Below are 13,643 nucleotides of genomic sequence, written 5' to 3' on the forward strand. Positions count from 1 at the left end.
CACACCGAGCCAGTTCTCGTACCTGCTCGATCTGTGCCACGCGGAGCCCCGACAGAGGCCGATAATCGCAACAAAAGGGCCAGTCGGATGACGGCTCAGAGGCGGTAAGCCAGGCCGTACTTACCTGGTCACAGGGGCAGGTAAGTACGGCCTGCCTTGCTGGCGGGGGACCTTTTTCGTGCGTACTTTCGATGGTGTTGAGCGGGGGCGGAGCGCGTGAAACCCGCTGCCGGAGAAGGGGAGAGCTGTGTCCATCATCGAGACCGACGCCGTACTGCACGAGGCGCACCGCGACAACCACAGCCACCGCGATGTGAACGGCGGCTGGCTGCGCCCGGCGGTGTTCGGTGCCATGGACGGGCTGGTCTCCAACCTTGCGCTGATGACCGGCGTCGCGGGCGGTGCCGTCTCCCAGCAGACGATTGTGATCACCGGTCTGGCGGGCCTGGCCGCCGGTGCGTTCTCCATGGCGGCCGGCGAATACACCTCCGTCGCCTCGCAGCGCGAGCTCGTCGAGGCCGAACTCGACGTCGAGCGGCGCGAGTTGCGTAAGCATCCCAAGGACGAGGAACGGGAGCTCGCCGAGCTCTACGAGTCCCGTGGCGTCGAGCCCGAGCTCGCCCGCGAGGTCGCACGGCAGCTGTCGCGCGACCCGGAGCAGGCCCTGGAGATCCACGCCCGCGAGGAGCTCGGCATCGACCCGGGCGATCTGCCCTCGCCGCTCGTCGCCGCCGTGTCGTCGTTCGGCGCGTTCGCGCTGGGGGCCCTGCTGCCCGTGCTGCCGTACCTGCTCGGTGCGAGTGCGCTGTGGCCGGCCGTGCTGCTCGCGCTGGTCGGGCTGTTCGCCTGCGGCGCGGTGGTGGCCAGGGTGACGGCGCGCAGCTGGCTGTACAGCGGGCTGCGTCAGCTGGTGCTGGGCGGGGCCGCGGCGGCGATCACCTACGGTCTGGGCACGCTGTTCGGTGTGGCCGTCGGAAGCTAGGGCTCCTGGGCGAGAGCATGACATCGGGCCCGTCCGGCTGAAGGCTCTGTCCTCCAGATGCCGGACGGGCCTATTTCCGTAACGCGTCCGCCATCCGTGTGATGTACGTCTTGGCATCCGCCTCTGGGCTGATGGCTTCACCCGGCGTAAAATGAGTCTCTATACAAGGCTGCACATAATTAGCCGTTACCTGGCGGTTTCGTTTCCTTTGCCGCTGGGCATGAGCCGTAGACACCGCAGGCAACGACGCCTGCTCTCTGCGGTCCCCCTGGGCGCCGATCCTCCGACTGCGACCCACCCTCACCGCCTCACACGGTGTCCGCATGTTGGAACGGGCTATCCGCTTCTTGAGAAGCCGCCCATCATGTAACCCGCACGAAATTTCGCAGAGGGCCAACGTCGTCCCTCGGCACTGCATATGCCACGACGACGACGGGAGAGCCGATGCGTACCGACGCCTGGTCGCCCATGGACGGTCGCCCCGCCCAGCAGGGGATGTACGACCCCCGTAACGAGCACGACGCCTGTGGCGTCGGGTTCGTGGCCACTCTGACCGGTGTGGCCAGCCATGAGCTGGTCGAGCAGGCGCTGACCGTACTGCGCAACCTCGAACACCGCGGTGCCACCGGATCCGAGCCCGACTCCGGCGACGGCGCCGGAATCCTCCTCCAGGTCCCCGACGCCTTCCTCCGCGACGAGGTCGCCTTCGACCTCCCCGAGGCCGGTGCCTACGCCGTCGGAATCGCCTTCCTGCCCGCGGACGACTCCACCGAGGCCGTGCGGAAGCTGGAGAAGATCTCCGCCGAGGAGGGCCTCAAGGTCCTCGGCTGGCGCGAGGTCCCGGTCACCCCGGACATCCTCGGCAACGGCGCCCGCGCCACCATGCCCGAGTTCCGCCAACTCTTCGTCGCGGACGGCGAGAGCACCGGCATCGCGCTCGACCGCAAGGCCTTCGTACTGCGCAAGCGCGCCGAGCGGGAGGCCGGGGTGTACTTCCCCTCGCTGTCCGCCCGCACGATCGTCTACAAGGGCATGCTCACCACAGGGCAGCTGGAGCCGTTCTTCCCGGACCTCTCCGACCGCCGCTTCGCCACCGCCGTCGCACTGGTCCACTCGCGCTTCTCCACGAACACCTTCCCGAGCTGGCCGCTCGCCCACCCGTACCGCTTCGTCGCCCACAACGGCGAGATCAACACGGTCAAGGGCAACCGCAACTGGATGAAGGCCCGCGAGTCCCAGCTCGCCTCCAGCCTCTTCGGGGCTGCGCAGCTGGACCGGATCTTCCCCGTCTGCACCCCGGACGCCTCCGACTCCGCCTCCTTCGACGAGGTCCTGGAGCTGCTCCACCTCGGCGGCCGCTCGCTGCCGCACTCGGTGCTGATGATGGTCCCCGAGGCGTGGGAGAACCACGACTCCATGGACCCGTCCCGCCGCGCCTTCTACCAGTACCACTCCACGATGATGGAGCCCTGGGACGGCCCGGCCTGCGTCACCTTCACCGACGGCACCCAGGTCGGTGCGGTCCTGGACCGCAACGGTCTGCGCCCCGGCCGCTACTGGGTCACCGACGACGGCCTCGTCGTGCTCTCCTCCGAGGTCGGCGTCCTGGACATCGACCCCGCGAAGGTCGTCCGCAAGGGCCGCCTCCAGCCCGGCAGGATGTTCCTCGTCGACACGGCCGAGGGCCGCATCATCGAGGACGACGAGATCAAGGCCGGCCTCGCCGCCGAGCAGCCGTACCAGGAGTGGCTGGAGGCCGGCGAGATCGAGCTGGAGGACCTCCCCGAGCGCGAGCACATCGTGCACACGCACGCCTCCGTCACCCGCCGCCAGCAGACCTTCGGCTACACCGAGGAAGAGCTCCGCGTCATCCTCGCGCCGATGGCCCGCACCGCCGGCGAGCCGCTCGGCTCCATGGGTACGGACTCGCCGATCGCCGCCCTCTCCGAGCGTCCGCGGCTGCTCTTCGACTACTTCACCCAGCTGTTCGCGCAGGTCACCAACCCGCCGCTGGACGCCATCCGCGAGGAGCTCGTCACCTCGCTGCGCTCCACGCTCGGCCCGCAGGGCAACCTGCTGGAGCCGACCGCCGCGTCGTGCCGCAGCGTCACGCTGCCGTTCCCGGTGATCGACAACGACGAGCTGGCCAAGCTGATACACATCAATGCCGACGGCGACATGCCGGGCATGAAGGCCGCCACGCTCTCCGGTCTCTACCGGGTCGGCGGTGGCGGCGATGCCCTCGCGGCGCGGATAGAGCGGATCTGTACCGAGGTCGACGCCGCCATAGAGGACGGCGCCCGCCTGATCGTCCTGTCCGACCGGCACTCCGACGCCGAGCACGCACCGATCCCGTCGCTGCTGCTCACCTCGGCCGTCCACCACCACCTCATCCGTACCAAGCAGCGCACCCAGGTGGGTCTGCTGGTCGAGGCCGGGGACGTCCGCGAGGTCCACCACGTCGCGCTGCTGATCGGCTACGGCGCCGCCGCGGTCAACCCGTACCTGGCGATGGAGTCCGTCGAGGACCTGGTCCGCGCCGGTACGTTCATCGAGGGCATCGAGCCCGAGAAGGCCATCCGGAACCTGATCTACGCGCTCGGCAAGGGCGTCCTGAAGGTCATGTCCAAGATGGGCATCTCGACCGTCGCCTCCTACCGCGGTGCCCAGGTCTTCGAGGCCGTCGGCCTGGACGAGGACTTCGTCGCGAAGTACTTCAACGGCACCGCGACCAAGATCGGCGGCGCCGGACTCGACGTCGTCGCCAAGGAGGTCGCCACCCGGCACGCCAAGGGCTACCCCGCCTCCGGTATCTCCGCCTCGCACCGCGCGCTGGAGATCGGCGGCGAGTACCAGTGGCGCCGCGAGGGCGAGCCGCACCTGTTCGACCCGGAGACGGTCTTCCGCCTCCAGCACGCCACGCGCAACAAGCGGTACGACATCTTCAAGAAGTACACGGACCGGGTGAACGAGCAGTCCGAGCGTCTGATGACGCTGCGTGGTCTGTTCGCCCTGAAGACCAATGAGAACGGCAAGAGCGACCGCGAGGCGATCTCGATCGACGAGGTCGAGTCCGTCTGCGACATCGTCAAGCGGTTCTCCACCGGCGCCATGTCGTACGGCTCGATCTCCCGTGAGGCGCACGAGACCCTCGCCATCGCCATGAACCAGCTGGGCGGCAAGTCCAACACCGGTGAGGGCGGCGAGGACGCCGACCGGCTGTACGACCCGGCGCGCCGCTCGTCCATCAAGCAGGTCGCCTCCGGCCGCTTCGGTGTGACCAGCGAGTACCTGGTCAACGCGGACGACATCCAGATCAAGATGGCGCAGGGTGCCAAGCCCGGCGAGGGCGGCCAGCTGCCCGGCCACAAGGTCTACCCGTGGGTCGCCAAGACCCGGCACTCCACCCCGGGTGTCGGTCTGATCTCCCCGCCGCCGCACCACGACATCTACTCCATCGAGGACCTGGCTCAGCTGATCCACGACCTCAAGAACGCCAACCCGGCGGCCCGCATCCACGTGAAGCTGGTCTCCGAGGTCGGCGTCGGCACGGTCGCCGCGGGTGTCTCCAAGGCGCACGCGGACGTCGTCCTGATCTCCGGTCACGACGGCGGAACGGGTGCCTCCCCGCTCACCTCGCTGAAGCACGCGGGCGGCCCCTGGGAGCTCGGCCTCGCCGAGACTCAGCAGACCCTGCTGCTCAACGGCCTGCGCGACCGCATCGTCGTGCAGACCGACGGACAGCTGAAGACCGGCCGCGACGTCGTCATCGCCGCACTGCTGGGCGCCGAGGAGTTCGGTTTCGCGACCGCGCCGCTCGTCGTCTCCGGCTGCGTCATGATGCGCGTCTGCCACCTGGACACCTGCCCGGTCGGCATCGCCACCCAGAACCCGGTCCTGCGGAGTCGGTTCGCAGGCAAGGCCGAGTACGTCGTCAACTTCTTCGAGTTCATCGCTGAGGAAGTCCGTGAGCTCCTCGCCGAGCTGGGCTTCCGTACGATCGAAGAGGCCGTCGGCCACGCCGAGCTGCTCGACACCGACCGTGCGATCACGCACTGGAAGGCGCAGGGCCTCGACCTGGAGCCGCTGTTCTACGTTCCCGAGCTGCCCGAAGGTGCCGTCCGGCACCAGCTGGTCGAGCAGGACCACGGTCTCGCCAAGGCCCTCGACAACGAGCTGATCAAGCTCGCCGCCGACGCCCTGAACGCCCAGAGCGCCGAGGCCGCCCAGCCGGTCCGGGCCCAGATCGCGATCCGGAACATCAACCGGACCGTCGGCACCATGCTCGGCCACGAGGTGACGAAGAAGTTCGGCGGCGCCGGTCTGCCGCAGGACACCATCGACGTCACCTTCACCGGCTCCGCCGGCCAGTCGTTCGGCGCGTTCCTGCCGAGCGGTGTGACGCTGCGCCTGGAGGGCGACGCCAACGACTACGTCGGCAAGGGCCTCTCCGGCGGCCGCGTCATCGTCCGCCCGGACCGTGGCGCCGACCACCTCGCCGAGTACTCCACCATCGCGGGCAACACCATCGCCTACGGTGCCACCGGCGGCGAGCTGTTCCTCCGCGGCCGGACCGGCGAGCGGTTCTGCGTCCGCAACTCCGGCGCGACGGTCGTCTCGGAAGGCGTGGGCGACCACGGCTGCGAGTACATGACCGGCGGTCACGCCGTCGTGCTCGGCGAGACCGGACGCAACTTCGCCGCAGGTATGTCGGGCGGTGTCGCGTACGTCATCGATCTGGACCGCGACAACGTCAACGTCGGCAACCTCGGTGCGATCGAGGAACTCTCCGACACCGACAAGCAGTGGCTGCACGATGTGGTGCGCCGCCACCAGGAGGAGACCGGCTCCACGGTCGCCGAGAAGCTGCTTGCCGAGTGGGACGGCGCCGACGGCGGTGTCTCCCGCTTCAGCAAGATCATCCCGTCCACCTACAAGGCAGTGCTCGCCGCCAAGGACGCCGCTGAGCTCGCCGGTCTCTCCGAACAGGAGACCACCGAGAAGATGATGGAGGCGGCGACCAATGGCTGACCCCAAGGGCTTCCTGACCACCGGGCGCGAGGTCGCCAAGACCCGCCCCGTGGGAGAGCGCGTCAAGGACTGGAACGAGGTCTACGTTCCGGGCTCGCTGCTCCCGATCATCAGCAAGCAGGCCGGCCGCTGCATGGACTGCGGCATCCCGTTCTGCCACAACGGCTGCCCGCTCGGAAACCTCATCCCCGAGTGGAACGACTACGCCTACCGTGAGGACTGGACTGCGGCGTCCGAACGCCTGCACGCCACGAACAACTTCCCGGAGTTCACCGGGCGGCTCTGCCCGGCCCCGTGCGAGTCGGCGTGTGTGCTCGGCATCAACCAGCCGGCCGTCACCATCAAGAACGTCGAAGTCTCCATCATCGACAAGGCGTGGGACAGCGGCGACGTCACCCCGCAGCCGCCCGAGCGGCTCTCCGGCAAGACCGTCGCCGTCATCGGCTCGGGCCCGGCGGGTCTCGCCGCGGCCCAGCAGCTGACCCGGGCCGGGCACACGGTCGCCGTCTTCGAGCGCGCGGACCGCATCGGAGGTCTTCTCCGGTACGGCATCCCCGAGTTCAAGATGGAGAAGTCGCACATCAACCGCCGCATCGAGCAGATGCGCGCGGAAGGCACCAAGTTCCGTACGGAGGTGGAGATCGGCAAGGACATCGACGCCGCCAAGCTCCGCCGCCGGTACGACGCGGTCGTCATCGCCGCCGGTGCCACCGTCTCCCGAGATCTGCCCGTCCCGGGCCGTGAGCTGAACGGCGTGCACTTCGCCATGGAGTACCTGCCGCTCGCCAACAAGGTGCAGGAGGGCGATCTGACGGTCTCCCCGATCACCGCCGAGGGCAAGCATGTCGTCGTCATCGGCGGCGGCGACACCGGCGCCGACTGCGTCGGCACCGCCCACCGCCAGGGCGCGCTCTCCGTCACCCAGCTGGAGATCATGCCGCGGCCGGGCGAGGACCGGAACGCCGACCAGCCCTGGCCGACCTTCCCGATGCTCTACAAGGTCACCTCCGCGCACGAGGAGGGCGGCGAGCGGGTCTACTCCGTCTCCACCACCCACTTCGAGGGCTCCGCCCCCGAAGAGGGACAGACCGTCGGCAACGTCCAGGCCCTGCACCTCGTCGAGGTGGAGTTCAAGGACGGTAAGCTGGAGCAGAAGCCCGGCACCGAGCGGCGGATCCCGGCGCAGCTGGTCACGCTCGCCATGGGCTTCACCGGCACCGACCAGACCAACGGTCTGGTCCAGCAGTTCGGCCTGGAGCTCGACGGACGTGGCAACGTCGCGCGCGACGCGGACTTCGCCACCAACGTCGACGGTGTGTTCGTCGCCGGTGACGCGGGCCGCGGCCAGTCCCTCATCGTGTGGGCCATCGCCGAGGGCCGCTCCGCGGCGCGTGGCGTGGACCGTTTCCTGACCGGGGCCAGCGCACTGCCGGCCCCGATCCGCCCGACGGACCGTTCCCTGATGGTCTGATCACGGCACACAAGACGTCCCGTACAACGGCGTACGGAACTGAACGCGGCGCCTGCCCGTCCCCGACCGGACGATTCGGCAGGCGCCGTGGCGCGTTCCGGGGACGGGCGCAGGCTCTCAGCCCGTCAGCGCGGACGTCTTGAGCACCACCAGCAGCACCAGTACGGCGAGCAGTACCACACCCGCGGCGGCCTGGATCGTCGTACGCTGCTTCGCCGGGGCGTACGCGTACGCGACCGTGACGATGCCACCCGTCAGCAGCCCGCCCAAGTGGCCCTGCCATGAGGTGAATCCGGCCGAGATCAGCATCCAGATCAGGAACCCGGCCATGAACCGGTTCACCGCCTGCATGTCGCGTCCCAGGCGCCGGTTGATGACGTAGAACGCCGCGCCGAGACCGAAGATCGCACCCGAGGCACCCACCGTGTCGTCGAACGGCGCGATCAGATACACCAGGACCGAACCGCCCAGCGCGGACAGCAGATACAGCGCGAGGTAGCGGGCCCGGCCCAGCTGCTCCTCGACGACCCGGCCCAGATTCCACAGCGCGTACATGTTGAAGAGGATGTGCAGTACCCCGAACGGCAGCGAGCCGAAGGACGACCCGTCCGGCGGGAGATGCAGGAAGGCCCCGGTCAGCAGCCGGTACCACTCGCCGTCCACCACACCGATCACATCGAAGCCGGGGAAGCCCCCGGCTTCGTAGACGTACCGGCCTCCGTCCGGGCCGTTCACCCCCGCGCCGAGCATCGCGAACCGGTCGACGATCCCCGGACGGACCAACTCACCCAGATACGCCAGGATGTTCAGGCCCATCAGCACGTACGTGACGAGCGGCACCGCGGTCCTCGACACGGCACCGCCGAACACCGTGCGCGCCTGCCGGACCGAACGCTGCCCCTCCTTCACGCACTCCACGCAGTGGTGACCGACAGCGGCCTCACGCATGCAGTCGGGGCAGATGAACCGTTCACAGCGGGTGCAGCTCACATACGTCTCGTACGACGGATGGCGATAACAAGTGGTGATCGCGGCCTCCACGGCAGGCTCCTTCACGGGTGGGCGGACACGAGCGGCCGGTGGGGACGGCGGCGATCAAGATAGCGAACACCGCCGACCCGGGTATATCCGGGTGCCTTACGCTCAGGGTTCCGACATGTCGAGGACCGGAGAATCCGTATGGCCGACCCGTCCGCCGCAACACGTCCGGCCATCAGCCTCCGCAAGATCGAGGAGACAGCACCCGCGCTGGTCAGCCTCTACAAGAGCGCCTCCGCCCCGCTGACGAAGCACGGCATGAGCGGGGAGCGCGCGGCGGTCTACCTGGTGCTCGACTACTCCGGCTCCATGAAGGAGTACTACAAGGACGGCAGCGTCCAGGCCCTGGCCGACCGGGTGCTGGGACTTTCGGCACATCTGGACGACGACGGCCGCGTACCGGTCGTCTTCTTCTCCACCGATGTCGACGCCGTCACCGACATCACCCTGGACAACCACCGCGGCCGGGTCGACGCGATCGTGGCAGGCCTGGGGCACATGGGGAAGACCAGCTACCACCTGGCCATGGACGCCGTCATCGACCACTACATCGACAGCGGCTCGACCGCCCCCGCGCTCGTCGTCTTCCAGACGGACGGCGGCCCGATCAGCAAGCACGCGGCGGAACGCTATTTGTGCAAGGCGGCGAAACTGCCACTGTTCTGGCAGTTCATCGGCTTCGGCAACAAGCGGAGTACGCAGTTCGACTTCCTGCACAAGCTCGACGAACTGGCCGTACCCGCCAAGCGCCCCATAGACAACGCCGGCTTCTTCCACGCCGGACCCGACCCGCGCAAGGTCCCGGACGCCGAACTGTACGACCGGCTGGTCGCCGAATTCCCGCGGTGGCTGGCCGCCGCCCGGGCGCAGAGGATCGTCGAATGACCGCCCGGGTGCTGCGGGCGGCCGACCGCACGGCCACGCCCTGGAAGAACGGCGGGGGAGTCACCCGGGAGATCGCGGCGTACCCTGAGGGTGCGCCGCTGGACGCCTTCGACTGGCGGGTCAGCCTCGCCGATGTGTCCCGGGACGGGCCGTTCTCCTCGTTCCCCGGGGTCGACCGCACGCTGACCGTGGTCGAGGGCGCCGGGATGGACCTCATGGTGGGCGGCGAGCACCACATCGTCGACGAGCAGTACTGGCCGCACGACTTCCCCGGTGACCTGGAGACGGAGGGCCGGCTGCTCGGCGGCCCGGTCGTGAACTTCAATGTGATGTACCGCAGGGAGCGTACGAGCGCGGAGGTCGCGGTGGTGCGCGGCACCGTCCGGCTGTCGGTGCCCGAGGGCGGGGCGGTTCTGGCGGTCGCGCTGGAGGACGGTGCGGTGGTCGACGGCCAGGACATCGAACTCGACCGCTACGACGCGTTGTTGGCGCAAGGGGAATCGCCGGGGGTGCTGCGGACGCAGGGGTGGGCGCTGGTGGTCACCCTGTCGGACGGATGACGGGCACCCGGCGGATGGAGGGAGCCCGGACGTTGTGCGGCCGATCGGGTACGGCCGGGAAAAGCGGACAGAAGATGTCGGGATTCCAGGGTTCCATGGACGCATGACATCGAGTTCCTGGGAAGAGTTCCAGTCGGCGGAGCCGGCCTTCGCCGACACCGTCCGGACCCGCTTCCAGCAGTACAAGCACCACGTCCTGGCGACCCTGCGCAAGGACGGATCGCCGCGCGTGACCGGCCTCGAAGTGGATTTCCGGCTGGGTGAGCCGTTCCTCGGCATGATGCCGAACTCGCGCAAGGCGCTGGACCTGCAGCGCGATCCGCGGTTCGCGGTGCAGGCCAATCCGGGACCGGACGCCGAGATGGCCGACGGGGACGTCCGGCTCTCCGGCCGCGCGGCGGAGGTGACCGACCCCGCCGTGCTGGCCCGCTTCATCGAGGAGGTGAAGCCGCCGGAACCTTTCCATCTCTTCCGGGTGGAGCTCACCGAGGTGGTACGCACCGGTCTCGAGGGCGGCGACACCCTGGTCATCCAGGTATGGCGCCCCGGTCACCCGCTGCGCACCTTCCGAAGGGGCAACGACGACGGCTCACTGAGCGAAATCCTCTGACACAGGGGGCCGGGCGGCAGACACGGCCGGCCCGTCGGCGAGCACCCGCGCCCGGCAGGCCCCCGGCGTCCCCCACGCGTCCCGCAGCGGCCGGGCCTTGCGCAGCCACAGCGACAGGTCCAGCTCCTGCGTGTACCCCACCGCACCGTGCAACTGCAGTGCCGCCCGCGCCGCCGCGTACCCCGCCTCGCCCGCCGTCACCTTGGCCGCCGCCACCTCGGCACCGGCGTCCGGCGCCTCCCCGGCGAGCGCGAGCGCCGCCCCGTACAGCAGCGGGCGGGCGAACTCCAGCCCGATCAACGTGTCCGAGAGCCGGTGCTTGACCGCCTGGAAGGAGCCGATCGCCGTACCGAACTGGGTGCGCTGCTTCACATACGCGACCGTGGCCCGCAGCAGCGCCTCGCCCGTGCCGAGCGCCTGCGCGGCCGTGGCGAACGCCGCCCACCGAGCGGCCCGCCCCGCGGCCCGCGCCACCCGGGGCCCGGATGCGAGCAGCTCCCCGCCCGGCCCGGGGCGCCACAGCCGCCGGGCCGGGTCGCACGACACACTGAGCGCACCGGGCCCGGGTGCGAGCCGAAGCTCGTCGCCGGTCACAGTGAACACGGCGTCCACGGCATCCGCGTCCAGCGCATACGGCCCGTACCCGTCCATCCGGAGCGTCGCCGATGCCGCACCGGACGCCAGCCGCGGCAGCCACTCCTTGGCCGCAGCGCCGCCCACACCCCCCAGCAGCACCCCGGCCGCAACCGTCTCCACAACCGGCCCCGGCACCGCATGTCGCCCCAACTCGGTGAATGCGACCGCGAGTTCGACAGGCAGCGGTCCGACGCCCTCGTACGCCTCCGGTATCGCCAGGGCGAACACCCCCGCCTGTGCCAGCCGCGCCCACAGGCCCCTGCCCGGTCCGTGGTTCCCGGCAGCCCAGGCGCGTACCACCGCAGGGGTGTCCGAGGCGGTCAGCATCGCGTCCAGCGAGCGGGCGAACTCCCGCTGCTCGTCGTCGAGGAGGAAACGCATCAGCGCCGTCCCTTCGGCAGGCCGAGCAGCCGCTCGGCGATGATGTCGCGCTGGATCTCGTTCGTACCGGCGTAGATGGGGCCCGCGAGGGAGAAGACGTACCCCTCGGCCCACTCGGACTCAGCCAGCTCCGCGTCCGGGCCCAGCAGATCGAGCGCGCTCTCGTGCAGAGCGATGTCGTACTCGGACCAGAACACCTTGTTCAGGCTGGACTCCGCGCCGATGTCCGCCCCCGCCGCGAAGCGTGAGGCGTTGGCGCAGGTGAAGAGCTGATACGCGCGCGCCCCGATCACCGCGTCCGCCACCCGGTCCCGCAGCGCCGTGTCGGACGGGTCGCCGTGAGTGCGCCACAGCCCGGCCAGCCGGTCCGCGACGGCCAGGAAGCGGCCGGGGGAGCGGAGCGTCAGCCCGCGCTCGTTGCCCGTTGTCGACATGGCGATACGCCAGCCCTGTCCGGGCTCCCCGATGATGTCCTCGTCCGGTACGAACACCCCGTCCAGGAACAGCTCGGCGAAGGCGGGCTTGCCGTCGAGCCGCCCGATCGGCCGGACCGAAACCCCGGGCGCCGACAGGTCGAACATCAGATACGTCAGCCCGTGGTGCGGCTTCGCGGCCTCGGAATCCGTACGGAAGATGCCGAACGCCCGGTCCGCGAACGCGGCCCGCGAAGACCAGGTCTTCTGCCCCGAGAGCAGCCAGCCGCCGTCCGTGCGCACCGCCCGCGAGCGCAGTGACGCCAAGTCCGAGCCCGACTCCGGCTCGGACCAGGCCTGCGCCCAGATCACCTCCCCGCTCGCCATCGACGGCAGGACCCGGGCCCGTTGCTCGTCCGTGGCGTGGTCGAAGAGCGTCGGGGCGAGAAGGCTGATGCCGTTCTGCGAGACCCGGCCGGGGCCGCCCGCCGCGTAGTACTCCTCCTCGAATGCCAGCCACCGGAAGATGTCGACGCCCCGGCCGCCGTACTCGGCCGGCCAGGAGACGACCGACCAGCGGTCCGCGTACAGCCGTGCCTCCCACTCCCGGTGTGCGGCGAAGCCCTCGGCGGTCTCCAGGGACGGCAGCGGCTCGGCGGGTACGTTGGCCCGCAGCCACTGCCGCGCCTCGGCCCGGAACGCCTCCTCCTCGGCCGTGTACGACAGATCCATCACGCACCCGCCTTCTTCATCGAGGCGATGTCCATGCCGCCGAGCGGGTCCGCCGCCGTCTCCGCGTTGTGCGCATGGGCGAGATGGTGCAGCCCGAAGACCGAGTCCATACCGGTGTGCAGCCCCTGAAGGTCCTCGGCCTGGTTGACCGCACGCTTGGTGAGGGCCAGCCCCAGACGCGGCATCCCGGCGATCCGCAACGCCAATTCATGGGTGAGCCCGGCGAGTTCGCCGCGCTCCACCACCTTGTTCACCATGCCGACCTCGTACGCCCGGCGGGCGCTCATCCGGTCGCCGGTGAACAGGAACTCCTTCGCGATCCGGGGCGGCATCACCCAGGGGTGTGCGAAGTACTCGACACCGGGGATACCCATCCGCACCACCGGATCGGCGAAGAAGGCGTCCTCGCTCGCCACGATCAGATCGCAGATCCAGGCGAGCATCAGCCCGCCGGCCACACACGCGCCCTGGACGGAGGCGACAACCGGCTTCGGCAGCTCGCGCCAGCGCCTGCACATGCCGAGATAGACCTCCGACTCACGGGCGAAGCGGCTCTCCGCGCCGGTCTTGTCGGTGTGGTCCCACCACAGGCCGGCCCTGCGCTCGAAGGAGAGATGCGCATCGCGCCCGGGCGTGCCGATGTCATGGCCCGCCGAGAAGTGCTCACCGGCGCCCGCCAGCACGACCACCTTGACCTCGGAGTCCTCGGCGGCCCGGTAGAACGCGGCGTCCAGGGCGTAGGTCATCGCCGAGTTCTGGGCGTTGCGGTAGCGCGGGCGGTTCAGCGTCACGTACGCGACCGGGCCCCGGCGCTCGTACAGCACGGGACCGGACGGGAGGTCACCGGCGTCACCGGCGGATGTGTCGTGGGCATCGAGCATCGGCTCATCCTTCCCTAACAAGT

At 69.6% G+C, this 13,643-nt stretch carries 10 protein-coding genes; 6 read left to right on the plus strand and 4 right to left on the minus strand.

Annotated elements, in window-relative coordinates; genetic code table 11:
• The first annotated feature begins 247 nt into the window (after window positions 1-247).
• The 3 genes from IEZ15_RS14235 (at window position 248) to IEZ15_RS14245 (ending at window position 7,484) form a co-directional block, all read left to right on the plus strand.
• A complete protein-coding gene (locus tag IEZ15_RS14235) occupies window positions 248-982 on the plus strand; it encodes a VIT1/CCC1 transporter family protein (protein WP_114244019.1) in 735 nt (244 codons plus the stop codon).
• A 444-nt stretch (window positions 983-1,426) separates the two neighbouring features.
• Window positions 1,427-6,013, plus strand: coding sequence for a glutamate synthase large subunit (gene gltB, locus IEZ15_RS14240; RefSeq protein WP_114244018.1), 4,587 nt, complete (start codon window positions 1,427-1,429; stop codon window positions 6,011-6,013).
• Window positions 6,006-7,484, plus strand: coding sequence for a glutamate synthase subunit beta (locus tag IEZ15_RS14245; RefSeq protein WP_189277001.1), 1,479 nt, complete (start codon window positions 6,006-6,008; stop codon window positions 7,482-7,484). The genes gltB and IEZ15_RS14245 overlap by 8 nt, the downstream gene beginning before the upstream one ends.
• A gap of 117 nt (window positions 7,485-7,601) precedes the next feature.
• On the opposite strand, the gene IEZ15_RS14250 is transcribed toward IEZ15_RS14245, so the two are convergent.
• Entirely contained in the window at window positions 7,602-8,525 is a 924-nt protein-coding gene (locus IEZ15_RS14250) for a rhomboid family intramembrane serine protease (RefSeq protein ID WP_189277003.1), read from the minus strand.
• 138 nt (window positions 8,526-8,663) lie between these two features.
• Here IEZ15_RS14250 and IEZ15_RS14255 point away from each other — a divergent pair, with 138 nt between their 5' ends.
• The 3 genes from IEZ15_RS14255 (at window position 8,664) to IEZ15_RS14265 (ending at window position 10,577) form a co-directional block, all read left to right on the plus strand.
• Window positions 8,664-9,407, plus strand: a complete 744-nt coding sequence (locus IEZ15_RS14255) for a vWA domain-containing protein (protein ID WP_189277005.1) — start codon at window positions 8,664-8,666, stop codon at window positions 9,405-9,407.
• Window positions 9,404-9,967 (plus strand): HutD/Ves family protein, encoded by a 564-nt coding sequence (locus tag IEZ15_RS14260; protein ID WP_189277007.1) that lies wholly within the window; start codon window positions 9,404-9,406, stop codon window positions 9,965-9,967. The genes IEZ15_RS14255 and IEZ15_RS14260 overlap by 4 nt, the downstream gene beginning before the upstream one ends.
• 103 nt (window positions 9,968-10,070) lie before the next feature.
• Complete coding sequence (locus tag IEZ15_RS14265) at window positions 10,071-10,577, plus strand: pyridoxamine 5'-phosphate oxidase family protein (protein WP_189277009.1); 507 nt, start codon at window positions 10,071-10,073, stop codon at window positions 10,575-10,577.
• On the opposite strand, the gene IEZ15_RS14270 is transcribed toward IEZ15_RS14265, so the two are convergent.
• Genes IEZ15_RS14270 through IEZ15_RS14280 form a run of 3 tightly spaced genes read right to left on the minus strand, consistent with a single transcriptional unit; the run spans window position 10,557 to window position 13,620 of the window.
• Window positions 10,557-11,594, minus strand: a complete 1,038-nt coding sequence (locus IEZ15_RS14270) for an acyl-CoA dehydrogenase family protein (protein ID WP_189277011.1) — start codon at window positions 11,592-11,594, stop codon at window positions 10,557-10,559. The genes IEZ15_RS14265 and IEZ15_RS14270 overlap by 21 nt on opposite strands.
• Window positions 11,594-12,739: an acyl-CoA dehydrogenase family protein gene (locus tag IEZ15_RS14275; protein WP_189277318.1), complete on the minus strand. Its 1,146-nt coding sequence runs from the start codon at window positions 12,737-12,739 to the stop codon at window positions 11,594-11,596. The genes IEZ15_RS14270 and IEZ15_RS14275 overlap by 1 nt, the downstream gene beginning before the upstream one ends.
• Window positions 12,739-13,620: an enoyl-CoA hydratase gene (locus IEZ15_RS14280; protein WP_189277013.1), complete on the minus strand. Its 882-nt coding sequence runs from the start codon at window positions 13,618-13,620 to the stop codon at window positions 12,739-12,741. The genes IEZ15_RS14275 and IEZ15_RS14280 overlap by 1 nt, the downstream gene beginning before the upstream one ends.
• Between the last annotated feature and the right edge of the window lie 23 nt (window positions 13,621-13,643).

Origin of the sequence: Streptomyces atratus, from assembly GCF_014648655.1 — a bacterium.
Classification (GTDB): domain Bacteria; phylum Actinomycetota; class Actinomycetes; order Streptomycetales; family Streptomycetaceae; genus Streptomyces; species Streptomyces atratus.

Excerpts from the sequence above, each read along its gene's own strand:
- gltB (WP_114244018.1), top strand. The coding sequence starts at position 1,427 with ATGCGTACCGACGCCTGGTCGCCCATGGACGGTCGCCCCGCCCAGCAG.
- IEZ15_RS14245 (WP_189277001.1), top strand. The coding sequence starts at position 6,006 with ATGGCTGACCCCAAGGGCTTCCTGACCACCGGGCGCGAGGTCGCCAAG.
- IEZ15_RS14255 (WP_189277005.1), top strand. The coding sequence starts at position 8,664 with ATGGCCGACCCGTCCGCCGCAACACGTCCGGCCATCAGCCTCCGCAAG.
- IEZ15_RS14260 (WP_189277007.1), top strand. The coding sequence starts at position 9,404 with ATGACCGCCCGGGTGCTGCGGGCGGCCGACCGCACGGCCACGCCCTGG.
- IEZ15_RS14265 (WP_189277009.1), top strand. The coding sequence starts at position 10,071 with ATGACATCGAGTTCCTGGGAAGAGTTCCAGTCGGCGGAGCCGGCCTTC.
- IEZ15_RS14270 (WP_189277011.1), bottom strand. The coding sequence starts at position 11,594 with ATGCGTTTCCTCCTCGACGACGAGCAGCGGGAGTTCGCCCGCTCGCTG.
- IEZ15_RS14275 (WP_189277318.1), bottom strand. The coding sequence starts at position 12,739 with ATGGATCTGTCGTACACGGCCGAGGAGGAGGCGTTCCGGGCCGAGGCG.
- IEZ15_RS14280 (WP_189277013.1), bottom strand. The coding sequence starts at position 13,620 with ATGCTCGATGCCCACGACACATCCGCCGGTGACGCCGGTGACCTCCCG.